Raw genomic sequence first — 22246 nt, forward strand, 5'->3', positions numbered from 1 at the left:
CGGTCGGTGTCCGGTCCGTCCTAGCGGCGGACCCTGGGCATGCCCAGGCCGATCCACGAGATGATCTCGCGCTGGATCTCGTTGTTGCCGCCGCCGAAGGTGAAGATGACGGCCGAGCGGTAGCCGCGTTCCAGTTCGCCGCGGAGGACCGCGCCCGCCGAGCCCTCCTTGAGGGCGCCGGCGGCGGCGACGACCTCCATGAGGGACGCGTAGGCGTCGCGGCGGGCCTCGGAGCCGTAGACCTTGACGGCGGAGGCGTCCTGGGGGGTGAGCGTGCCGTGCTGGACGGCGCTCACCATCTGCCAGTTGAGGAGCTTCATCGCGTCGAGCCGGACGTGGGTGCGGGCGAGGGCGCGGCGGACCCAGGGCAGGTCGATGACGCGCCGGCCGTCGGTGAGCGGGGTGGTGGCGGCCCAGCGCTGCACGTCGTGAAGGGCGCGGATCGCCATGGTGCCGTGGGCGGCCAGGGTGACGCGTTCGTGGTTGAGCTGGTTGGTGATCAGGCGCCAGCCCTTGTTCTCCTCGCCGACCCGGCGGGAGGTGGGGACCCGGACGTCGTCGTAGTAGCTGGCGGTGGTGTCGTGCGAGGCGAGGGTGTTGATGATGGTGCAGGAGTAGCCGGGGTCGGCCGTGGGGACGAGGAGCATGGTGATGCCCTTGTGGGGCGGTGCGTCGGGGTCGGTGCGGACGGCGAGCCAGACCCAGTCGGCGGTGTCGCCGTTGGTGGTCCAGATCTTCTGCCCGTTGACGACGTACGTGTCCCCGTCCCGTACCGCACGGGTCTTCAGGGCCGCGAGGTCGGTGCCCGCGTCGGGCTCGCTGTAGCCGATGGCGAAGTCGATCTCGCCGGAGAGGATCCGGGGCAGGAAGTACGCCTTCTGCTCGTCGGTGCCGTACCGCATGATCGTCGGCCCGACCGTGTTCAGGGCCATGAGGGGCAGCGGTACGCCCGCCTGCGCCGCCTCGTCGAAGAAGATGAACTGCTCCATCGCGGTCAGCCCGCGGCCGCCGTACTCGGTCGGCCAGCCGACCCCCAGCCAACCGTCGGCGCCGAGCCGTCGCACGGTCTCGCGGTAGAAGCGCTTCTGCGCGGCCGGGTCCGCGACGGGGGCACCTCCCCTGCCCTTGAGGCTAGGGGGGAGGGTGTGGACGTCGGCCGGGACCAGCTCGGTGAAGTACGCGCGCAGCTCGGCGCGCAGGCGGTTCTGGGCGGGCGTGTACTCGAGGTGCATGGGGCCTCCCGTGGCGGCGGTCCTGCGACGCGCGACGGCGGCCACGGTAGAACGTGTTCCACAAATGCGGAAGCCTCGGGGCGGTACGGGACGCCTCGGAACGGCTCCGGGCGGCCCGCGGCCCCGGCTCGGGGCTGCCGAACCGGGGCCGACGGGGTGGGCAGGGGCGGATGCCCCGGCCCGGTCGGACTACGGCAGGAGCTCGTCCATGGAGGCGCGACCCTTCTCCGCCATACGGCGTTCCGCCCAGGCGAGGCTCTTCGGATTCACGTCACGGCCTGAGGCGAGGACCAGGTCCTCGGCCGTGAACTCGCCCTCCGACCCGGCGTGCAGCAACCGGTCGGGCGTCGGGAAGTCCCCCAGGGACGTCTTGTCGGGCTCAGCGTTCATGCCGCCTCCTACGTGTTCTTCCGGCACTGGCCATTCTCGTGTCCGACCACCCGGACCGCATCCGGGCGACGCTGTGGGCCGTGACCGGGGCCCTACGCGCGAGGCCCGGCGGGGCCGTGGTCAGGCGCCCCCGGTCTCCCCGCCGCCGCGGACGAGTTCCGCGGCCGCCCGGAGGGAGAGCGTGGCGCCCTCCTCGTGGTGGTGGGCGTAGGTCGCCGGGGCGAGCAAGGCGCGGACCGCCTCCTCGGCGCGGGTCCTGATCAGGGCCTCCGTCTCCGGGCTGAAGGGGCGGAAGCCGCCGTCCACCGCGGAGCCCGCGTGGGCGTCGTACGCGCCGAGGAGCCGGGCGCCGGTCTCGGCGTCGCCCGGTCCGCCCCGCCCCGCGAGCGCCCACGCACCCGTCGCGAACTGGACGAGGAGGAGGTACGGGGCGACCAGGTGGGCGAGGGTCTCCACCTCCGCGGCGGCGCGGGCGAGACGCCGCACCGCCCGGTCGTACGGGCCGCCGTCCACGCAGTCCAGCCACGCCCACATCCCGCCGACGAGCCCCCAGAAGAGGGCCGGGGTCGCGTCCCCGAATTCTTCCTCGAGCAGGGAGAGCTGCGCGCGGGCGAGGTCGGTGCGGCCGGTGCCGCCGTAGTGCTGGGCGAGCAGCATCCGCGCGGAGCCCGCGGCCTCGGCACCCCACTCCCCCGCCTCGTCGGCGGCCTCGGTCAAGAGCCGTTCCGCCGCCGGGTCCCCGTCCGGACGGAGCCTGAGCCTGGCGGCCGCGAGGCGGGCGGTGAAGACGGGGACCTGGGAGCGCGCGCCGACACGGGCGGCGGCGTCCGCGGCCCGTTCGAAGTCGGCGGCGGCCTCGGCGAGCCGGCCGGCGCGGTCGTACGCCTCGCCCCGGGCCGCGAGGGACTCCGCGATGCCCCAGGCGTCCGCGGCGGCCTCGAAGAGGGCGAGGGCCTCGGCGGCGTCGGCGGGGCCGTGTCCGATCAGCTTGGCCCGGATGAGGAGGGCGAAGCCCAGGTCCCAGCCGGGGGCGTGGGCGCGGCAGGCGTCGACGATCGAGGTGAGGGCCGCGTCGAGGCTCGGGAGTTCCCCGGTCATGAGCCGTGCGAAGTGCCACATCGTCCCCGGCTGGCGGCAGGTCTGCGGAAGGCCGGGGCGGTACGCGGAGACCAGCGCGTCGAGCCGGGCGCGGGTCTCGGGGTGTTCGAGCGCGGCGGCGCCCTGGCCGCCCTGGGTGGCGAGCGCGTAGAGGTGGCCGCCGCGCCGGGCTTCCAGGAGCCGCTCGCCGGTCCACGGCGGCGGTACGTCCGTGCACCGGCCGTCGAACGGCTCGGCGCGGCGGACGGGCTTCTGGAACGGGTCGGGTCCGAGGCGGGCGGACTCCGCGGCCCAGGTCCTGGCGTCGATCTGGTGGTTGCGCAGTTGCCAGAACCAGCTGAGGGAGTGGACGAGGCAGAGCACCTCCTGCTCGTCGCCGAGCGCCAGGGCCGTCCGTAGAGCGCCGCGCAGGTTGTCGTGCTCGCGCTCAAGGCGGGCGATGGCGGTGACCTGTCCCGGCCCTCGCAGCTCGGGGTCGGTGCGGCGAGCGAGCTCCCGGTAGTACGTGAGGTGGCGCCGCTCGGTCCCGGCCCGCTCCCCGGCCTCGTCGAGCCGTTCCCCGGCGTACTCCGCGACGGTCTCGAGGAGCCGGTACCTCATCCCCCGGCCGTCCGGTCCCGGTCCCGGTCCCGGCGACGCCACGACCAGCGACTTGTCGACAAGGGCGCCCAGCACGTGCAGTACGTCCGCGGTGTCCCGCCCGGCCTGTCCGTCCCGGCCCGGAGCGTCGGCGCACACCCCCTCCGCCGCCTCCGGGTCGCAGCCCCCCGTGAACACCGCAAGCCGCCGCAGCACCGCCCGCTCCGCCCCGTCGAGCAGCTCCCACGACCAGTCCACCACCGCCCGCAGGGTCTGCTGGCGCGGCAGCACCGTCCGCGCGCCCGAGGTCAGGAGCCGGAACCGGTCGTCGAGGCGGTCCGCGATCTGCCGCGGCGACAGCAGCCGCAACCGGGCCGCGGCCAGCTCGATGGCCAGCGGCAGCCCGTCGAGACGGCGGCACACCTCCGCCGCCGCCTCGGGGTCCTCGCCGATCGCGAACCCCGGACGCGCCGCCGCACCCCGCTCCCCGAAGAGGCGCAGCGCCATCGCCATCGGCAGCGGCCCCAGCGGACGCACCACCTCCCCCGGCACTCCCAGCGGTTCCCGGCTCGTGGCGAGCACGGTCACGCCCGGGCAGCGCGTGAGGAGGGCCTGCGCGAGCTCGGCCGCCTCGGTGATCACGTGCTCGCAGTTGTCGAGGATCAGCAGCATCCGCCGCCCCGCGCAGTGCTCGACGAGGTCGGCGAACGAGTCGTCGGGGCCGGTCCCGGGGGCGGCGGGGCGGTGCCAGAGGTGGGTCTCGCGTGCCCCGAGCGCGCTGAGGACGGCGGCGGCGACCGTGGCCCCCTCGCGTACGGAGGCGAGTTCGGCGAGATGGACGGGGCCGCTGTACGTCTCGGCCGCCTCCAGGGCGAGGCGGGTCTTGCCCACGCCGCCCGGGCCGGTGAGCGTGACGAGCCGCCGGTCGTCCCACGCGGCGGCGAGCGCGCCGAGTTCCCCGTCCCGGCCGATGAACGAGGTCAGCCGGGCGGGCAGGGCGGGCGCGCGGGACGGGACTCCCGGCGGCGGGGGCGGTGTCCCGTCGGTCAGGATTTCGGCGTGCAGGGAGCGCAGTTCGGGCCCCGGGTCCGTGCCCAGCCGGTCCGCGAGGCCCGCGCGTACCTCCTCGTACGCGGCGAGGGCCTCGGCGGGCCGTCCCGCCGCGCGCAGGGCCTGGATCCGCAGGGCCTGGAGGGGTTCGTCGAGCGGCTGCCCGGCCGCGAGGGCGGCGAGCGGCGCGAGGACCTCGTCGGCCCGCCCGAGGGTCAGGTCGGCGGCGAGCCGGTCGCGCCGCGCCCGGGTGTGCCGCTGCTCGACCCGTACGACCAGGGGGTCGGCGTCCCGGCCGGGCAGGTCCGCGAGGGCGGGGCCGCGCCAGAGCCCCAGGGCCTCGTCGAGCAGGTCGGCGGCGCTCGCCGCGTGCCCTGCGGCGAGGGCGGCGGCTCCCTCCGCGGCGAGGCGTTCGAAGCGGTACAGGTCGACGGCGTCGGGCTCGGCGGCAAGCCGGTAGCCCCCGCCGGGCACCGACTCCACCGCGTCCCGGCCCACAGCCCGGCGCAGTCGGCCGACGAGGGCCTGGAGCGCCGCCGTACGGTCCTGGTCGCGGTCCTCGGCGAGAGCGGGGCCGGCGTCGGCGGCCCACACCTGGTCGATCAGCGCGCGGGGGCTCACCACGCGCCCACCCGCCGCGGCGAGCGCGGTCAGGAGGGCCCGGAGCCTGACGCCGCCGAGGTGCGCCTCCGTCCCGTCGTCGGTACGGAAGGCCTGGCACGGACCGAGAACACGGTAGGACGGCTGCACCGGCCCATTCTGCCCCGCCGGCCACCCTGGCCCCCCGGTATTTCCCCCGTACCGGAGACCTCCCGCCCGGCCGAGGCGAACTCGCGCCACGCCGTGTCATCGCCATGGCGTCGGCGGGGCGCGGGTTCGACAATGGGGAGGATGACCGATGAAGACCGGCCTCCGCGCAATGGCGAGATCGGGCCCGCCGAGTGGCTCGCCATGAACAGGACCGGCAGCTTCGACTGGGATCTCGACACGGGCACCATCGATGTCGACACGTCCGGGCTGCTGGTCTTCGGGCTGTCACCGGACGCCTTCGACGGGCGTCCGGAGACGCTCGTGGTGCGGCTCGTCCCCGAGGAGCGGGCCCGTCTCGACGAGGTCGTGCGGCAGGCGGTCACCGGCGGCGAGGTCTCGTACACCGCGCACTTCCCCATCCCGCAGGACGACGGACCACCCCATTGGATCCATGTGCAGGCCCGGATCCTGCGCTCGCCCGACGGCTGGGCCCGGCGGATCGTCGGCGTCGTGCGGGACACCACCGCCGAGGTCACCCGCTTCGCCTTCGTCCAGGAACTGGAGAAGCGGCGCGAGGTCCAGACGAGCATCGTCGAGCGGACGACGAACGCCCTGTCGCGCGCGGTGACGGTCGACGACGTGACCGCCGCACTGACCGGCCCCGGCGGGCTCGCCCGGCTCGGCGCGGACGGGCTCGCGCTCGGACTCGTCGAGAACGGCTCGCTCAACATCATCGCGCTCAGCGGCGAGTCCCTCGACGTCCTCGACGACCTCCGCATCCGCCGCCTCGACCGGGGGCTTCCGCTGGCCGAGGCCGTACTGAGCGGGCGGCCCCGCTTCGTCTCCTCGTTCCCGTCGCTCGGGCGGGACTTCCCCGAGCTCGCCCCCTACCTGGCGCAACTCGACTTCCGGGCCGCCTGCTATCTGCCGCTGGTGGCGCAGGCACGTTCCCTCGGGGGCATGGCCCTCTTCTACCGGGGCCGTACGTCGTTCAACGCCGACGAGCGCAACCTCGCGCTCGGGCTCGCGGCGATCGTCGCCCAGTCGCTCCAGCGGGCGATCCTCTTCGACGAGGAACGGGAGCTGGCGACCGGCCTCCAGGCGACGATGCTGCCGCGCCGCATCCCGGCGATCACCGGCGGGGAGATCGCCGTGCGCTACCACGCGGCGTGGAGCGGCCGGCAGGTCGGCGGCGACTGGTACGACGTGATCCCGCTGCCCCGGGGCAGGGTCGGGATCGTCGTGGGCGACGTCCAGGGGCACGACACCCACGCCGCCGCCATCATGGGGCAGCTGCGGATCGCCCTGCGCGCGTACGCGGGCGAGGGCCACGCCCCTTCGACGGTGCTGGCCCGGGCCTCCCGGTTTCTGGCCGAGCTGGACACCAATCGCTTCGCCACCTGCACGTACGCCCAGGTGGACCTGGGGAGCGGAACGCTGCGGGCGGTGCGGGCGGGGCATCTGGGGCCGCTCATCCGGCACACCGACGGCCGGGTCGGACAGCCCAATCTGCGGGGCGGGCTGCCGCTGGGGCTCGCGACCTTCTTCGGGGACGAGGAGTTCCCGGAGACACGGCTCGACCTCGTGCCCGGGGAGACCCTCGTGCTGTGCACGGACGGTCTCGTCGAACAGCCGGGCTCGGACATCGAGACCGGGCTCGCCGCGCTCTCGGAGGCGATCGGGAGCGGCCCGCCGCAGGCGGAGGCGCTCGCCGACCACCTCTCCGAGCGGCTGTGGGAGCGCTGGGGCTCGGGTGACGACGTGGCGCTGCTGGTGCTGCGGCGCAGCCCGGACCCGGGCACGCCGAAGGCGCCGCGCATCCACCAGTACATCCACCAGGCCGATCCGCAGGGCCTCTCGGACGCGCGCGCGGCCGTCGGGCAGGCGTTGCGGGACTGGGGCATGCCGGAACTCGCCGACGACGCCGAGCTGATGACGGGCGAGCTGCTCGTCAACGTGCTGCTCCACACCGAGGGCGGTGCGGTGCTCACCCTCGAAGTGCTGCCCGAGCCGGTGCGGCGGGTACGGCTCTCGGTGCAGGACCGGTCGAGCGCGTGGCCCCGGCGGCGTACCCCCGGCGAGGCCGCGACCTCGGGCCGTGGGCTGATGCTGCTCGACGCGCTGGCCTCCCGGTGGGGGGTCGAACCGCGCGGCGAGGGCAAGGCCGTGTGGTGCGAGATCGGTCCGGCGACGGTGCCGACCGGCACCTCGGCGAACGGTGCCTGAGGAGGAACGTCATGGACCCTGTGGCCGCCTTGAACCGGATCGCGTTCCTGCTTGAGCGGGCGCAGGCGCCGGGGTACCGGGCGAAGGCCTTCCGTACGGCCGCCGCCGCGGTCGCCGCCCTGCCCGAGGGCGAGGCGGCCGGGCGCGCGGCCGCGGGCACGCTGGAGTCCGTGAAGGGTCTCGGGCCGAAGACGGGGGCGGTGGTGCGCGAGGCGCTGGCGGGGCAGGTGCCGGAGTATCTGGCCCATCTGGAGGAGGAGCTGGCGGAGTCGCTGCGGTCGGCCGAGCCGGGGACCGGCGGCGAGGCGCTGCGGGCGGCCCTGCGCGGCGACTGCCATCTGCATTCGGACTGGTCGGACGGCGGAGCCTCGATCGAGGACATGGGCCGCGCGGCGGCGGAGCTCGGCCACGAGTGGGCGGTGCTCACGGACCACTCGCCCCGGCTCACGGTGGCGCGCGGTCTGTCGCCTGAGCGGCTGCGGGAGCAACTGGACGTGGTGGCGCGGCTGAACGAGGAGTGGGCGCCGTTCCGGCTGCTGACCGGGATCGAGTGCGACATCCTGGAGGACGGCTCGCTGGACCAGGAGCCGGAGCTGCTCGAACGCCTCGACCTGGTGGTCGGTTCGGTCCACTCGAAGCTCCGGATGGACGCGAGGTCGATGACCCGGCGGCTCGAACGGGCGGTACGCGACCCGCTGATGGACGTCCTCGGGCACTGCACGGGCCGTCTTGTGGCGGGCGGACGGCTGCGGCCGGAGTCCGAGTTCGACGCGGAGCGGGTGTTCGCCGCGTGCGCGGAGGCGGGGACGGCCGTCGAGATCAACAGCCGCCCGGAGCGGCTCGATCCGCCGCGGCGGCTGCTGCGGATCGCGGTGGCGGCGGGGGCGTACTTCGCGGTGGACACGGACGCGCACGCGCCCGGCCAGCTGGAGTGGCAGATCATCGGCTGCGCGCGGGCGGAGGAGTGCGGGGTGCCGGAGGATCGGGTGGTCAACACCTGGTCGGCGGAACGGCTACTGGAGTGGACAGGGGCCTGAGGGGGCCGGGGGCGGGGGGGCGGGCGGTCAGGCTCGCTGCCAGACGGTGGTCGGGTTGCAGAACTCGCGGATGCCGTGGCCCGCGAGCTCCCGTCCGTACCCGGAGCGCTTGATCCCGCCGAAGGGCAGCGCCGGGTGGGAGGCGGTCATGCCGTTGACGAAGACGCCGCCGGCCTCCAGGTCCCGGACGAAGAAGTCCAGCTCCTCCGGGGAGCGGGTCCAGACGTTGGAGCTGAGCCCGAACGGGGAGTCGTTGGCGACGGCCACGGCCTCCTCGGCGTCGCTGACCGGGTAGACGGTGGCGACCGGGCCGAAGGCCTCCTCCTGGTGGATCCGCATCTGCGGGGTGATGCCGGTGAGGACGGTGGGCCGGTAGTACCAGCCGTTCCGGAGCTGCGGGGTCTCGGGACGGTGGCCGCCGCACAGGACGGTGGCGCCGTGGCGTACGGCGTCGTCGACGAGCTCCTCCAGGTCGGTCCTGCCCTGTTCGGTGGCGAGGGGGCCGACGTCGGTGGACTCGTCGAGGGGGTCGCCCACGGTGAGGGCGTTCATGGCGGCCGTGAAGCGCTCGGAGAAGTCGTCGTACACGTCCCGGTGGACGATGAACCGTTTGGCGGCGATGCAGGACTGCCCGTTGTTCTGTACCCGCGCGGTGACGGCGGTCTTCACGGCGCCGACGATGTCGGCGGAGGGCATGACGATGTACGGGTCGCTGCCGCCGAGTTCCAGGACGGTCTTCTTCACCTCGTCGCCCGCGACGGCGGCGACGGCCCGGCCGGCCGGTTCGCTGCCGGTGAGGGTGGCGGCGACGACGCGGGGGTCCCGCAGCACCGTCTCGACGTCGCCGGAGCCGATGAGGAGGGTCTGGAAGCAGCCCTCGGGATATCCGGCCCGGCGGAAGAGGTCACCGAGGTAGAGCGCGGTCTGGGGCACGTTGGAGGCGTGCTTGAGGAGGCCGGTGTTGCCCGCCATGAGGGCGGGGGCGGCGAAGCGGATCACCTGCCAGAGCGGGAAGTTCCACGGCATCACGGCGAGGATCGGGCCGAGGGGCCGGTAGTGGACGCGGGCCACGTCCGCGCCGGAGTCCTGGACGTCGCTCTCGGCCGGGTGCTCGTCGGCGAGCAGCTCCTCCGCGTTACGGGCGTACCAGCGCATGGCCTTGGCGCACTTGCCGGCCTCCGCGCGGGCGGCGGCGATCGGCTTGCCCATCTCGACGGTCATCGTGCGGGCGATGTCCTCGGTGTCCTCGTCGAGGAGGCTTGCTGCGGCACGCATGAGGCGGGCGCGTTCGGCGAAGGAGGTGGTGCGGTACTGGCGGTACGCCTCGTGGGCGGCGGCGATCCGCCGCTCGACCTCCTCGGGCCCGTGGGCCTCGTAGGTACGCAGCGTCTCGCCGGTCGCGGGGTTCACGCTGGCGATGCCCATGCCCTGCCTCCTCCTGCCGTCCGTCCCCGTCTGTGTCCCTGCCCCCGTCTGCACCTGCCCCGGTCCCCCGTCTGCAACCTTCCGCCAAGCACGGCGGAGCGCAACAGGGGCGGGGCGGTGGGGTGACCGGGGGGTGGGGGCGCGGGGCGTGTCAGGCGGTCAGCCAGGCGAGGGCGCCGGAGAGGTGTGCGCGGAAGACGGGGTCGCGGTAGGCCTCCGGAGCGTGTCCGAGGGCGGTGAAGAAGACACGGCCCCGGTCCACGTCCCGGCACCAGACGAGCGGGTGGTCTTCTCCGTGGGTGCCGCCGCGGTAGGTGGACTCGTCGGCCCGGGCGAGGATCCGTACGCGGTCGGCGCCTGTGCTGCTCGGGTGGGAGGTGAAGTTGTACCACTCGTCGGTCCAGGCCCAGCGGTCCGGGAGCGGGGCGGTCGCCGGATGGTCGTGGCCGTCGACGAGGACGACTCCGGGCTGGACCTCGGGGTGGCCGTCGAAGCGGGTGCCGAGCAGTTCGCCGTAGAAGGGCCAGTCCGGTTCGGCGTTCGCCGCGGCGTGGACGGCGAGCAGCGCGCCACCGCCTCGCAGGTACGCCTCGAAGGCGGCGCGGCCTTCGGGCGTCAGGACGTTCCCGGTCGTGGACAACAGCACGACGACGGCGCACGCGGCCAGACGCCCCGGATGGAAAGCACCCGGATCCTCGGTGACCTCGGCCGTCCGCCCGAGCTCCCGAGCGAGCTCGGAGAGCGCGGCGGCGCCGTCGGGGATGGACTCGTGGCGGTAGCCCGCGGTGCGGGTGTAGATCAGGACGTCGGCGGTGGACACGGTGCGGACTCCAGAGGCGGCGGGAGGGGCGGGGCGGCAGGCGGGTGACCCTAGAGAGTAAGCGCTTTCCCCACCCGTCGACCGTAGCCACCGAAAACCCCGGGCCGCAACCCCCGCCCCTCCGGCACACTGCCCGGATGACACCGCTCGACGCCCCCGGTCTCGCCCACGCCAGGAAGGCCCTCGCCCATGTGGCCGACGGCTCCACGGGAGACGCGCTCGACCCCTCCCTGCGGGTCACCCTCAACTTCCACCCGCATTTCCTCCGCCGACTCGCGGACGAGGGGGTGTACCGCTCCCAGTTCGTCACCGGCACGAGCAACGGCGGGCTCACGGCCCGGCCCGGCGGAGACCGGTGGCGGTGGGAGAGCCGTATCTTCGGCGGGGCGTACGACGAGGCACCCGCGCACACGCGCCCGGTCTACGGCGCCCTGAACTTCCGCCACCGCCCCTTCGGTGCCGCTCCTCGCTTCGGCTCCGCCCATCTGCGTCTGACAGCCGCCGCCCTGGAGCGCACCACCTTCTGCTATCCGGACAGCTTCTTGGAACCCGTGGACTTCGGCGTCGCGTCCCGGATGCGCCTGGTCGCCCTCGCCGAGGCCGACGACAAGGATCCGCTCGACGACTACATCGAGGCGCAGGTGCACGGACCGGTGGTGATCGGGCGCGATGTGGAAGCGCTCGTCCTGGATCCGAGTCACAAGGGCACGGAGGTGGAGGCGGCCGCTCGGCTGGCGCCGTGTCCCGTCGAGTGGCACGGCGGCTTCCGCCTCTCCGTCGGCGAACTGCGCCGTCATCCCGGATTCCGGGGGCCCGCGTACGTGGAACTCGGCGCCCGGGTCGCCGTCGACGGATGGCTCGACGCCGCGATCGTGCAGGAGGCGGCCGGCTCGGGGCGGTACGACCCGCAGGACGTGAAGAAGCTCTGGCACTGCGTGGCCCGGTTCGGGGCGCCGGCGGTCTGATCCCGGCGGCACGGAGCCGGCCGCCGTCCGTTGTCGTATCGGATGCACCTCTGTATCTTTTGGCGCGCCGTGCCCCACCCGCTCACCGAGGAGCCGTCATGAGCACCGTGCCTCCCGCGCTCGCCGCCGTCGTCGGAGCGTTGCCCGACGGGGTGGTCCTGCCGCTGCCGCCCACCTTCGGCTCCGTCGAGGAGGAGCGGCGGTACCGGAAGGAGCAACTCGCCGCCGGGTTCCGGATCTTCGGAAGGTTCGGGTTCTCCGAAGGGGTCGCCGGGCACATCACCGTCCGCGACCCCGGCGAACCGAACGCCTTCTGGGTCAACCCCTTCGGCATGAGCTTCGGCCAGATCAAGGCCTCCGACCTCATCCTGGTGGACCACGAGGGGACCGTCATCGAGGGGCGCCGGCCCGTCAACCGGGCCGCGTTCGTCATCCACTCGCGGGTCCACGCCGCCCGGCCGGACGCGGTCGCCGCCGCGCACTCGCACTCCCTCCACGGCAAGGCGTTCTCCAGCCTCGGCATCCCGCTCGCCCCGATCACCCAGGACGCCTGCGCGTTCTTCGAGGACCACGGGATCTACGACGACTACCGGGGCGTCGTGAACGAGACCGAGGAGGGCGAGCGGGTCGCCAAGGCCCTCGGCGACCACAAGGCGGTCATCCTCAAGAACCACGGCCTGCTCACGGTCGGCCACTCCGTCGCCGAGGCCGTCTGGTGGTTCGTCACCATGGAGCGCTCCTGCCAGGCGCAGCTCCTCGCGATGGCGGCGGGCACCCCGCAGCTCATCGACCGGGAGACGGCCCTCCTCACCCGGGGCCAGGTCGGCGGTCATCTGGCCGGCTGGTTCCAGGCGCGCCCGCTCTGGGATCAGATCACCGCGTCCGACCCCGACCTCTTCGACTGATCCGCCGGGGCGGGGATCTCCCGCGTCGACGCCTCCAGGAGCGGGGCGAGGAACTGCCGTTCCAGGCTGCCGGGCGGCAGCACGTCCGGTTCCACATAGCTCTGCGCGAGACCCCCCTCGCGCAGGGCGATGAGAAGCCGCGCGAACCGGTCGGCGTCCACGGTCAGTTCGCGCCCCGCCCGCCGCAGCACGAGCGTCAGCCCGCGGGCGATCTCGGCCCGCAGCCGCTCGTCGTGGCGGGCGAGCACCCAGGCGGCCTGCGGGTCGCGGATGGCGTGCAGGGTGAACTCCGTGGTGACCAGGTACCAGTCCCGCTCGTCCGCCTCGACGCGGGCGGCGAGCTCCGCGAGCCGCGTCAGCGTGTACTCCTCCGCCGACAGCGCGTCGATCGCCTCGGCCAGCCGCCGCACGGTCCGGTCGCTGTGTTCGTCGAAGAGAGCGAGGAAGAGTTCCTCCTTGCTCGCGAAGTTCGAGTAGTACGCGCCTCTCGTGTAGCCGGCGCGCTCACAGATCTGCTCGATCGTCGTCGCGTGGAAGCCGTGCTCGGCGAAGGTCTCCAGGGCGGCCTTCAGGAGCGCCGCGCGGGTACGGGGCCGCCGCCTGGTGACACCTTTCGGCACGGGTGCTTCCTCCTTCGTCGGGCGCCGCCGCTGCGGCGGACGCCCACCCTACCGGCGGTCCCATCCCGGGCACGGATGAGCACCGGCGGATAAAATTCACCCATGGGAGAGCGACCCGTCGCGCCCGCGGCGCCTGACCTGGTTCTCGAGATCGAGGGGGACGCGACGCGCATGACGCCGGGCCGCGTCTACCGCGTCGGACGAGACCCCACCAGCGACGTCGTCCTCGCGGACGCACGGGCGTCCTGGCATCACGCGGTGCTCAGCGCCGCCGACGGCCACTGGACCCTGGCGGACGAGGGCAGCACGAACGGCACCTACACGGACGACGGCCTTCGCGTGGCCGGAACCCGGGAGGTGCGCCCCGGGACGATCGTACGGTTCGGGCACCCGGAGGACGGGCCGCGCGCGGTGTTCTCGGCGGCGACACCGTCTGCTGTGCCGGGACCCCTCCCCGTACCGGATACGCCGGCCGCCGTACCCGAACCTCCGGCCGTAGCACCGGAGCTGGTCGGCGTACCGGAACCCCCGGCCGGAGCGCCGGATACGCCGGTCGGCGTACCGGAGCCCCCGGCGGTCGTACCGGAACCTCCGGCCGCCGTACCGGAGCCCCCGGCCGTAACGCCACCGCCCCCCGTACCGGAAGCGCCACCCCCGCCACCCCGGCCCGAGTCCCCCCGGCCCGATCCCCTCCCGCCCGCGGCGGCCCCCCGGCCCCCCTCCGTCTCGCATCCCGCCGCCACCGGTACCTTCCGGCGTCCGACCTCCGTGCGGCCGTTGCCCGCGCACACCATCCGGATCGGCCGCGCCCCCGAGAACGACGTCGTCGTCTCCGACCTCGTCGTCTCGCGGCGGCACGCCGAGCTCCGTGCCCAGCCGGACGGCACGTACTGGATCCATGACCTCGGCAGTCACAACGGCACCTTCCTCAACGGCGCCCCCGTCGTCGACGCCCGCGTGACGCCGGACGACATCGTCGGCATCGGCCGCTGCGCGTTCTGTCTGATCGGCGGGCAGCTCGTCGAGTTCACCGACACCGGCGAGGTCTCCCTCGACGTCCAGGAACTGGCCGTCACCGTCGACCACGGCCGCCGGACGCTCCTCGACGAGGTGTCCTTCCCGGTGGGCCAGAAGTGCCTGCTCGGGGTCGTCGGGCCGTCCGGCGCGGGCAAGTCGACGCTCCTCGGCGCGCTCACCGGCCAACGCCCCGCCGACCGGGGCACGGTGCTGTACGACGGCCGTGACCTGTACCGGGACTACGCCGAGCTCCGCCAGCGCATCGGGCTCGTCCCGCAGGACGACATCCTGCACCTCCAGCTCACGGTGCGCCGCGCCCTCGGTTACGCCGCCGAGCTGCGCTTCCCCGAGGACACCGCCCCGGCCGAGCGGCGGGCCCGGGTGGACGAGGTGATCCGCGAGCTGGGTCTCGTGGAGCGCGCGGAGCAGCCGATCCACAGCCTCTCCGGCGGCCAGCGCAAGCGGGTGAGCGTCGCCCTCGAGCTCCTCACCAAGCCGTCGCTGCTCTTCCTCGACGAGCCGACCTCCGGCCTCGACCCGGGCATGGACCGGTCCGTGATGCACATGCTGCGCGGGCTCGCGGACGACGGGCGTACGGTCGTCGTGGTCACGCACAGCGTGCTCAGTCTGGACGTGTGCGACCGGTTGCTCGTCCTCGCGCCGGGCGGTCGCGTCGCCTACTACGGGCCGCCAGGAGACGCCCTCGGCTTCTTCGGTTACGACCAGTGGCCCGAGGCCTTCGAGGCCTTCGAGAACGACCGGGACCGCGACTGGGCCGGTCAGTACGGGTCCTCGCGCTTCCACCGCCGGTACATCGCGGACGCCACGGCCCGCCCGCTGGTCCCCGTACCCGGGACCGGGACAGGAGCCGGGGCCGTCCCGCCGCCGGAGCCCGCCCCACCCCCGAAGGCGCAGAGCTGGGGCTCGCAGCTGCGGACGCTCGTACGCCGGTACGCGGCGGCGCTCTCCGCCGACCGCACCTTCCTCGCCATCATGATCGCGCTGCCGTTCGTGATGGGCGCGATGGCCAGAGCCCTTTCGGAGGGCAGCCTCAACCCCGAGTCGACCTTGAACGTCCTGCTCATCCTCTGTGTGGGCGGAGTCCTCACCGGCGCGGCGAACGCCGTGCGCGAACTGGTCAAGGAACGCACGATCTACCGGCGCGAGAGAGCCGTGGGCCTGTCCCGCTCCGCGTACCTCGCCTCCAAGGTGGTCGTCCTCGGCCTGATCACGGTGGTGCAGGCGGTCGTCCTCACCCTGGTGGCCCTGATCGGCGTGCCGCTGAACGTGCCCGGCGGCAAGGGCGTCCTGCTGCCTCCGCTCGTGGAGATCACGCTCGCCGTCGCGCTGCTCTCCTTCACCGCGATGATGCTCGGTCTGCTCGTCTCGGCCCTGGTCCGCAAGGAGGAGGTAACGATGCCGCTGCTCGTCCTCCTCGCCATCGTGCAGGTGGTGTTCTGCGGGGCGCTCCTGACCGTACGGGGCACGCCGGTCCTGGAGCAGCTGGCCTGGCTGGTGCCCTCGCGGTGGGCGTTCGCGGCGATGGGCGCGACGATCGACATCGGGGAGGTCGCGCCGAGCGACAAGACGGCTGATCCGCTGATGCGCCACACGGCGGAGGCCTGGTTGTTCGACATGGGCATGATGGTGCTGCTCTGTCTCGTCCTCGGCCTTCTCGTGGCCCGGCTGCTGCGCCGCCACGAGCCGGTCGTCATGCGGAGGTAGGCCCGTGAGCGTCCCCGTGTTCGAGTACCTGCCGGACTTCCGGCCCACCCACGTCGTACCGCGTGCCGGTCTCGCCGCCTGGGAGGCGCCGGACCCGGCGCTGCCCACGGTGCCGCTTGACGGGTTCCTGCCGGTGCGCCTGGAGGAGCGGACCGGCGACTGGGGGCGGGTCCAGTGTTCCAACGGCTGGACGGCGTGGGTCGACGCCCGCCTCCTCGTCTCCGTTCCCGACGACCCTCCGGCGGCGGGAAGGCCGCTCACCAGGACCGCCGACCCGCGCCCGCTGATCGCCCGCGCGGAGGACGCGCTCGGCCGCTACCGGCGCGCCGCCGAGGAGCTGGGGGCGGGCCGTCTCGACGGCGAGCACTTCCGGCTGCGGACCCGGGGCCTGCGGGTGGGCATGGTCGTCGACGGCGAGTCCGTGTGGCTGTACGACGCGGAGCACGAGCGCTGGGTGTACTGCGACGGCGTGGGGCTCAGTACGTACGCCGCTTCGGCCGCGCCCTCGGTCGCCTCCTCCCCCGCCGTCGCCGGATCCGCGTCCGCACCCGAGAAGACCCCTGAGGAACGGTCCGGCCCCACTCCCCCCGTGCACAAGCCGACGCAGGTGGCGGTGCGGGGCGACCCGTCCGCCGCCGCCGGGCCGCCACCGCCGACGCAGGTCGTGGAACGCCCGCCCGCCGCCGCGCCACCGCCGACGCAGGTCGTGGAGCGGCCGCCCACCGGACCGGTCGGTGAGGGCTGATGGCCGGCGGGCCGCGCGACGACCCCGAACTCCCGGCGGGCCGCCCCTCGGGGCTCCTCGGCAAGGAGGTCGCGGGCTACCGCGTGGAGGGCGAGATCGGGCGCGGCGGGATGGCGGTCGTCTACCGGGCGCGGGACCTGCGGCTCGGCAGGACGGTGGCGCTGAAGCTGCTCGCCCCCGAGCTGGCCCGTAACGACACCTTCCGCAAGCGCTTCGCGCACGAGTCGCGGGTCGCCGCCTCCATCGACCACCCGCACATCGTGCCGGTCTTCGAGGCGGGCGAGACGGAGGGCGTGCTGTACATCGCCATGCGGTACGTGGCGGGGCAGGACCTGGTGGCGCTGCTCGACCGGGAGGGGCCGCTGCCACCGGTGAAGGCGGGTCGGATCGCCGTACAGATCGCCTCGGCCCTCGACGCGGCGCACGCGCACGACCTCGTGCACCGGGATGTGAAGCCCGGCAACATCCTGGTCGCCGAAGGTACGGACCGCGACCATCCGGAGCACGTGTACCTCACGGACTTCGGCCTGACGAAGAAGTCGCTGTCGCTCACCGGCTTCACGACGGTGGGCGAGTTCGTCGGCACCCTCGACTACGTGGCGCCCGAGCAGATCTCGGGGAAGCCGGTGGACGGCCGGTGCGACGTGTACAGCCTGGCGTGCGTGGTCTTCGAGACCCTGGTGGGAGCGCCGCCGTTCCGCCGTGACACCGACTGGGCGGTGCTGTGGGCGCAGCAGTACGACCCGCCGCCGCCGCTCTCCGAGGTACGGCCCGGGTTGCCGGAGGCTGCGGACGCGGTGTTCGCGAGGGCGCTGGCGAAGACGCCCGAGGAGCGGTACGGGACGTGCCTGGAGTTCGTCGCGGAGCTGCGCGCCGCGCTCGCCGCGCTCGGCTCCGGGGGCGGCGGGACGGGGCCGGTGGGGACGAAGGGCCCCGAGCCCCTCGGGCCGCCGCGGGACCCGCCGGTGTGGGCGCGGCCGGTGTTCCGGGAGCTGTAGGGCCTCGTCCGGGAGCTGTAGGGCCTCGATCGTGAGCTATTGGTGCTCGATCTCGCCCTTGCGGCGTACCCGCGTGGCGAGGAGCCCGCCGAGGAAGCCGAAGAACAGGCCCCAGAGGAGGGCGAGTCCGACGGTCTTCCAGATGTGGGGGCGCAGGAGCACCTCTCCGCCGAGCGAGCCGAGGTCGCCGATGCCGAGGATCGAGAGGCCGAAGCGGGCTTCGACCAGGGTGAGGGGGGCGGCGACCAGCATGGTCAGGGCGAACGCGACCCCCAGGTGCAGGGCGTGCTGCCAGAGCCGGGTCCGGGCCGGGGAGCGGACCGCCGCCGCGAAGGCGGCGGCGAGGACGAGGAGGGCGGCGACGGGGAGCAGCCACCAGGCCTTCCCGTCCTGAGCGGCGAGCGAGCTCAGGTCGACGGTCGAGAGGTCCGGGGTGTCGCGGGTGCCGCCGCCCTGGCGCAGTACGGCGTCCAGGATCTGCGGCATGGGGAGGCCGAAGGGGCCTTCGGCCCGGCCCTCCCAGGAGCCGCCGATGCCCACGCCGAGGGCGAGCCAGGTGACGTTGGGCAGGCCGAGCAGGAGGACGGCGAGGGTTTCGGGGGCGTGGCCCCTGGTCGCCGCCACGACCAGGCCGATGACGAGACCGACGGCCACGTACGCGAGGAGGAGCAGGAGCATCGCGTGGGCGGCGGGCCTGACGGGTTCCTGGTAGCGGACGAGCCGGGGCGGCAGCGGGGCCCTGCGGGAGACGAGGAGCGCGACGACGAGTACGCCGAGGATCCACAGGAGGCCGTAGAACAGGGTGGGCCCGACATCGGTGCGGAAGCCGACGGTGGGGTTCACGGCGTCGAGGAGCTCTCCGAAGAGGTCCGCGAGGTCCCCGGTCTGCTCCCGGCCGCCGCCGATGGTGAGGGGGAAGTCGTGCCGGGCGAGCGCGCAGAGCCCCGCGAGGGCGGCCAGCCAGAGGACGACGGTGCTCGCGGCGCGCAGCAGGAGTTCACGGGAACTCGCCACGGCGTGGTGGCGCAGCGGGAGCAGGAAGCAGAAACCCGTGACCAGCGCGCCCACCAGGGTGACGGTGAGGGGCATGGCGGTCAGTTCGCCCTGGGTGCCCGCGAGGGATCCGGCGTCGCCGGAGAGTTCGACCTTGCCGCCCACGGCCATGACGACGACGGCGGCGAGGACGGCGGCGAAGCCGCCGGGCAGGTCGGCCGCGCCCGCGGCCCAGAGGCCGAGGCCGGCCGTGACGCCCATCGCGAGGTATCCGGCGACCACGGCCGCCAGGGCCTGGAGGCCGATGCGGGCGAGGGGCCCGGTGGAGGTCGCGGCGGGCCGCGTGGAGGTGGGGGGCCGACTGATCACGCTGACCACGCTAGTACCGGCGGCGGTCGGCCGCTTGCGGACGAGCGTGAAGCTGGTGCGGGGCTGCCACCGCTGCGGGGCCGCCCGAATGTCGCGACTGCGGGGCTGCCGGATGTCGGATGCCGGGGCGTGAGTCCCTCCGCTTGCGGGCGGGCACCGTTCGGCGCACACAATGGGCCCGGAACGGAAGAAAGGGAAAAACGTGACTTCCCACCCGCCGTCCGGCCCTCCGTCGGTCCCTCCCGCAGGTCCCCCCTCCGGCCCCCTCTCGGGCCGGAGCACACGCCCCGGGTCCGCCGGTCCGCCGCCACCCGCCGGGCCTCCCCACGACGGTTCGGGGGGAGGCTCGGGCGGCGGCGGTTCCTCCGGCGGCTCAGGGAGCGGCGGTTCGGGCGCCTCCCGCAGCGGCGGCCCCGGCAAGGGACCCTGGTGGCGCTCCGTCCCGAAGGTCGCCTCGGTCACCGCCGTCGTGGTGGCGGCCGCCGCCCTGGTCGTCGTCCTCACCAACCGCCCCGACGGCGACGGCACGGCGGGGGCGGGCGGCGGTGAGGTGTTCCTCCAGAACGCCGCCGCCGCGGGACCCGACCCGTTCACCAAGTCGACGGCCCGCACCGGCGGCGCCTCCGCCTCGCCGGCCTCGCTGCCGCCCCGTACCGCGTCGGCCACCACCGAGGTGTCGGGGTCGACGCCCGGCCTCTACGGCGGGACGCGGTCGGTGGCCAGCTGCGACGTGGAACAGCAGGTGCGCTACCTCTCCGGCGAGCCCGCGAAGAACACGGCCTTCGCCTCGGTCCTGGGCATCTCCGCGAACGAGGTACCGGCCTATCTCCGCTCCCTGACCCCGCTTCAGCTCCGTGCCGACACCCGGGTGACGAACCACGGCTTCCGGGACGGCGCCGCCACCACGTACCAGGCGGTGCTCCAGGCGGGGACGGCCGTCCTGGTCGACAACCGAGGAGCGCCCCGGGTGCGCTGCGCCTGCGGCAACCCTCTGACCGATCCGGTGGCGCAGAAGGAGCCGCGGACGACGGGGACGCCGTGGCAGGGGTACAGCACCTCCCAGGTCGTCGTCGTGGCGCCCTCGGTGACGGTCGTGAACGTCTTCGTCGTGTACGACCCCGAGGACGAGAAGTGGTTCGCGCGGAAGCACGGCGACACGGGCCGGCAGGACAAGCCGACCCCGCCGCCTCCGCGGCCTCCCTTCGTGTCCCCTACGGCCTCGGCGCCCACGTCCCCCTCCACGTCGACCTCCACATCCCCGTCCTCGCCTACCGACTCCCCGTCGACGGACACGTCCTCGCCGCCGACGTCCCCCTCGGACACGTCTCCTTCCACGGACACGTCCTCTCCCGAGTCGTCTCCGCCGACCGAGTCGTCTCCGTCGACCGAGTCGTCGGAACCGGGGTCGTCGCCCGCCACGGAGGGTCCGGCGGACCTGACCACCACGAGTGAGGAGGCCGACCGCTCCGCCTCGGTCGGCTCTCCCGCGAGCGTCTCCCCGCTGTCACCCCCGGCCGACACGGCTACGGCCTCGGTCTCGGGCCCCGCCTCGCTTCCGGTCCCCGGTCCGCAGGCGGCGGCAGGGGCGGCGTAGGCCGCCGGCTCCGGCCGTCAGGTGGCGGCGGCGGGCTGCTGCGGACCGTCGTTCTGCTGGCGCATCCAGACGATGGCGGCGCGTGTCGTGGTCATGGCGGTGACGATGGCGGTGAAGAGGGCGGTGTAGCGCCGTTTGGCCTCGGTCTCCCAGAGGGCGAACTTCCTCTTGTCCGCGTTGACGGTCAGACGCCGGTTGAGCACCTTGCCCGCCGCGTCGGCGTCGTATATCCGGTCGGCGAGATACGTCGGCCAGGTGGCCTCTCGCGCCGCCGCCTCCATGTCCGCGGGGACCGCCCACGTGCCCTCGACGCATGCGGAGGCCAAGGCCTTGAGCTCTTCACTGAAATCGCCGAACGTGGCGGAGTTCGCGTCGGACCCGGACGTCGAGTGCTCCGGGAGAGTGGCGATGTAGGACATGAACTCGGAGCCCTTGTCCGGGTGTCCGTACTCCTTGGCGGCTGCTGCGGCGGTGGTCAGGGCCGTCAACGCGTCCTTGCGTTGCTGGTGGACACGGGCGAACTCCGCCCTCAGGGTTTTCGCGACGGTCTTCTTCGTATCGTCGTCCACGCCCGCGAAGAACGTGTCCCACGCCGCCACGAGACGGGTGTGGACGCGGTCGGCGGTGTCGTCGAGCGAGTTGAAGACGTGGTCCCCCTGGCGCTTGCCTCCCTGGGAGGCCGCCGCCTTCCCCGAGGTGCCCTCTCCGTTGTTCCTCTTGTCGTTCCTCACGCGCTGCACCGCCGCCGTGGAACCGCCGGGCGTCCCGGCGGGCGCCCGCTGGACGGCCGTCTCCTGCGCCCAGGGGTGCCCCGCCTGCCGGAGCAGCTGCACGACGGCGGCGTTTCCCGCGAGGCGCTGGATGTCCGGGAGCCCGGGCCGGTCCGCCGGAGCCCGGCCTCCCGGCCGGTCGGGCTTCCTGACGGCAGACGCCTGGTCCGGCCTCTGGTCGTGCCTCATGGGGTGCCTTTCGTCGGGTCCAGGACGTACCCGAGCCCATCGGAAGGGCCACATGCGGGAGAAGGGCCGCGGGGGCACCTTCCGGGGCACGTTCCCCTGCCCGAGGACACACGAGCACGAGGTGTTATTCGGATGCCCGCTCACGGAGGTCCGTGTACGGTCCACCGAGTGGAACCACTCACCGACAAACAGATCCGCTCGTCCTTCGTGAACTGCACCAAGGGCGAGGCGGCGCGCCTCAAGCTGCCGCTCGACTTCGCCGAACTCCCCTGGGAGGACCTGGACTTCCTGGGCTGGGTCGACCCGGGCGCGCCGCTGCGCGCGCACCTGGTCGTGCCCCGCGCGGACGGGCCGGTCGGCGTCACCCTGCGCGTCCCGGCCTCCGGCCGGACCAGCGCCGTGAAGTCGAGCATGTGCCAGGTCTGCCTGACCGGGCACGCCTCCTCGGGTGTGACGCTCCTCGTGGCGCCCCTCGCCGGCAGCCGTGGCCGCGAGGGGAACACGGTCGGCATCTACCTCTGCGCCGACCTGGCCTGCTCCCTGTACGTGCGGGGCAGGCGGCTGCCGAAGCTGCGCGGCGGGCGCCACGAGGAGTCCCTCACGCTCGACGAGCAGGTCGCCCGTCTGACGGGCAACCTGGACGCGTTCGTCGGCCGGGTGACGTCGGGCTGAGCCCGGCCGGGCCGGACCCGGCGCAACGGCGACGGCCCGGGCCGGGATCGGCGTCACGGCGACGGGCCTGGCCGGGA

Annotated in this window: 17 protein-coding genes; 9 read left to right on the plus strand and 8 right to left on the minus strand. The window is 74.0% G+C overall.

Translation table 11 applies throughout. The annotated features are described in order from the left end of the window. Nucleotides 1-20 precede the first annotated feature (20 nt). The 3 genes from ABT034_RS13255 to ABT034_RS13265 all read right to left on the minus strand — a co-directional run bounded on the left by ABT034_RS13255 (nucleotide 21) and on the right by ABT034_RS13265 (nucleotide 5099). Nucleotides 21-1232, minus strand: coding sequence for an acyl-CoA dehydrogenase family protein (locus tag ABT034_RS13255; RefSeq protein ID WP_351214429.1), 1212 nt, complete (start codon nucleotides 1230-1232; stop codon nucleotides 21-23). Between the two features lie 189 nt (nucleotides 1233-1421). Then, on the minus strand, nucleotides 1422-1622 hold the full coding sequence (locus ABT034_RS13260; protein WP_030216321.1) for a hypothetical protein: 201 nt from the start codon (nucleotides 1620-1622) through the stop codon (nucleotides 1422-1424). Between the two features lie 120 nt (nucleotides 1623-1742). Continuing rightward, nucleotides 1743-5099, minus strand: a complete 3357-nt coding sequence (locus tag ABT034_RS13265) for an AfsR/SARP family transcriptional regulator (protein WP_351214431.1) — start codon at nucleotides 5097-5099, stop codon at nucleotides 1743-1745. A 141-nt stretch (nucleotides 5100-5240) separates the two neighbouring features. Here ABT034_RS13265 and ABT034_RS13270 point away from each other — a divergent pair, with 141 nt between their 5' ends. Next, on the plus strand, nucleotides 5241-7325 hold the full coding sequence (locus tag ABT034_RS13270) for a SpoIIE family protein phosphatase (RefSeq protein ID WP_351214433.1): 2085 nt from the start codon (nucleotides 5241-5243) through the stop codon (nucleotides 7323-7325). 11 nt (nucleotides 7326-7336) lie between these two features. Beyond that, nucleotides 7337-8362 carry a PHP domain-containing protein gene (locus tag ABT034_RS13275; RefSeq protein ID WP_351214435.1) on the plus strand — a complete coding sequence of 342 codons (1026 nt, stop codon included), beginning with the start codon at nucleotides 7337-7339 and terminating at the stop codon, nucleotides 8360-8362. 27 nt (nucleotides 8363-8389) lie between these two features. On the opposite strand, the gene ABT034_RS13280 is transcribed toward ABT034_RS13275, so the two are convergent. Both ABT034_RS13280 and ABT034_RS13285 read right to left on the minus strand, forming a co-directional pair. Then, entirely contained in the window at nucleotides 8390-9787 is a 1398-nt protein-coding gene (locus tag ABT034_RS13280; protein ID WP_351214437.1) for an NADP-dependent succinic semialdehyde dehydrogenase, read from the minus strand. Nucleotides 9788-9938: 151 nt separating this feature from the next. Further along, nucleotides 9939-10607: a ThuA domain-containing protein gene (locus ABT034_RS13285; protein ID WP_351214439.1), complete on the minus strand. Its 669-nt coding sequence runs from the start codon at nucleotides 10605-10607 to the stop codon at nucleotides 9939-9941. Nucleotides 10608-10744: 137 nt separating this feature from the next. Between ABT034_RS13285 and ABT034_RS13290 the strand changes: the two genes are divergently transcribed. Further along, entirely contained in the window at nucleotides 10745-11572 is an 828-nt protein-coding gene (locus tag ABT034_RS13290; RefSeq protein ID WP_351214441.1) for a DUF3626 domain-containing protein, read from the plus strand. Between the two features lie 98 nt (nucleotides 11573-11670). Then, nucleotides 11671-12477, plus strand: a complete 807-nt coding sequence (locus ABT034_RS13295) for a class II aldolase/adducin family protein (RefSeq protein WP_351214443.1) — start codon at nucleotides 11671-11673, stop codon at nucleotides 12475-12477. Here ABT034_RS13295 and ABT034_RS13300 read toward each other — a convergent pair. Continuing rightward, nucleotides 12441-13097, minus strand: a complete 657-nt coding sequence (locus ABT034_RS13300) for a TetR/AcrR family transcriptional regulator (RefSeq protein WP_351214444.1) — start codon at nucleotides 13095-13097, stop codon at nucleotides 12441-12443. The genes ABT034_RS13295 and ABT034_RS13300 overlap by 37 nt on opposite strands. Nucleotides 13098-13199: 102 nt before the next feature. Here ABT034_RS13300 and ABT034_RS13305 point away from each other — a divergent pair, with 102 nt between their 5' ends. From ABT034_RS13305 to ABT034_RS13315, 3 genes are read left to right on the plus strand one after another with little or no spacing between them, the layout of a single operon-like run. After that, a complete protein-coding gene (locus ABT034_RS13305) occupies nucleotides 13200-15839 on the plus strand; it encodes an FHA domain-containing protein (protein ID WP_351214446.1) in 2640 nt (879 codons plus the stop codon). A gap of 4 nt (nucleotides 15840-15843) precedes the next feature. Continuing rightward, nucleotides 15844-16584: an SH3 domain-containing protein gene (locus ABT034_RS13310; RefSeq protein ID WP_351214448.1), complete on the plus strand. Its 741-nt coding sequence runs from the start codon at nucleotides 15844-15846 to the stop codon at nucleotides 16582-16584. Continuing rightward, complete coding sequence (locus ABT034_RS13315) at nucleotides 16584-17582, plus strand: serine/threonine-protein kinase (RefSeq protein WP_351214449.1); 999 nt, start codon at nucleotides 16584-16586, stop codon at nucleotides 17580-17582. Before ABT034_RS13310 ends, ABT034_RS13315 begins: the two co-directional genes overlap by 1 nt. A gap of 36 nt (nucleotides 17583-17618) precedes the next feature. On the opposite strand, the gene ABT034_RS13320 is transcribed toward ABT034_RS13315, so the two are convergent. Continuing rightward, nucleotides 17619-18953 carry a streptophobe family protein gene (locus ABT034_RS13320; protein WP_351214450.1) on the minus strand — a complete coding sequence of 445 codons (1335 nt, stop codon included), beginning with the start codon at nucleotides 18951-18953 and terminating at the stop codon, nucleotides 17619-17621. A gap of 163 nt (nucleotides 18954-19116) precedes the next feature. Between ABT034_RS13320 and ABT034_RS13325 the strand changes: the two genes are divergently transcribed. Then, nucleotides 19117-20538, plus strand: a complete 1422-nt coding sequence (locus ABT034_RS13325; protein WP_502972903.1) for a DUF6777 domain-containing protein — start codon at nucleotides 19117-19119, stop codon at nucleotides 20536-20538. A gap of 17 nt (nucleotides 20539-20555) precedes the next feature. On the opposite strand, the gene ABT034_RS13330 is transcribed toward ABT034_RS13325, so the two are convergent. Next, the gene (locus ABT034_RS13330) at nucleotides 20556-21497 is read right to left on the minus strand and encodes a hypothetical protein (protein WP_351214452.1); all 942 of its coding nucleotides are present in this window, start codon (nucleotides 21495-21497) and stop codon (nucleotides 20556-20558) included. A 168-nt stretch (nucleotides 21498-21665) separates the two neighbouring features. Between ABT034_RS13330 and ABT034_RS13335 the strand changes: the two genes are divergently transcribed. After that, the gene (locus ABT034_RS13335) at nucleotides 21666-22169 is read left to right on the plus strand and encodes an FBP domain-containing protein (protein ID WP_351214454.1); all 504 of its coding nucleotides are present in this window, start codon (nucleotides 21666-21668) and stop codon (nucleotides 22167-22169) included. The last annotated feature ends 77 nt before the right edge of the window (nucleotides 22170-22246 follow it).

The sequence above is a fragment of the Streptomyces sp. NPDC002773 genome (assembly GCF_040295605.1).
Taxonomy (GTDB): domain Bacteria; phylum Actinomycetota; class Actinomycetes; order Streptomycetales; family Streptomycetaceae; genus Streptomyces.

Coding starts and splice junctions, on each gene's coding strand:
- ABT034_RS13255 (WP_351214429.1), bottom strand. CDS start 1,232: ATGCACCTCGAGTACACGCCCGCCCAGAACCGCCTGCGCGCCGAGCTG.
- ABT034_RS13260 (WP_030216321.1), bottom strand. CDS start 1,622: ATGAACGCTGAGCCCGACAAGACGTCCCTGGGGGACTTCCCGACGCCC.
- ABT034_RS13270 (WP_351214433.1), top strand. CDS start 5,241: ATGACCGATGAAGACCGGCCTCCGCGCAATGGCGAGATCGGGCCCGCC.
- ABT034_RS13275 (WP_351214435.1), top strand. CDS start 7,337: ATGGACCCTGTGGCCGCCTTGAACCGGATCGCGTTCCTGCTTGAGCGG.
- ABT034_RS13280 (WP_351214437.1), bottom strand. CDS start 9,787: ATGGGCATCGCCAGCGTGAACCCCGCGACCGGCGAGACGCTGCGTACC.
- ABT034_RS13290 (WP_351214441.1), top strand. CDS start 10,745: ATGACACCGCTCGACGCCCCCGGTCTCGCCCACGCCAGGAAGGCCCTC.
- ABT034_RS13295 (WP_351214443.1), top strand. CDS start 11,671: ATGAGCACCGTGCCTCCCGCGCTCGCCGCCGTCGTCGGAGCGTTGCCC.
- ABT034_RS13305 (WP_351214446.1), top strand. CDS start 13,200: ATGGGAGAGCGACCCGTCGCGCCCGCGGCGCCTGACCTGGTTCTCGAG.
- ABT034_RS13315 (WP_351214449.1), top strand. CDS start 16,584: ATGGCCGGCGGGCCGCGCGACGACCCCGAACTCCCGGCGGGCCGCCCC.
- ABT034_RS13325 (WP_502972903.1), top strand. CDS start 19,117: ATGGGCCCGGAACGGAAGAAAGGGAAAAACGTGACTTCCCACCCGCCG.
- ABT034_RS13330 (WP_351214452.1), bottom strand. CDS start 21,497: ATGAGGCACGACCAGAGGCCGGACCAGGCGTCTGCCGTCAGGAAGCCC.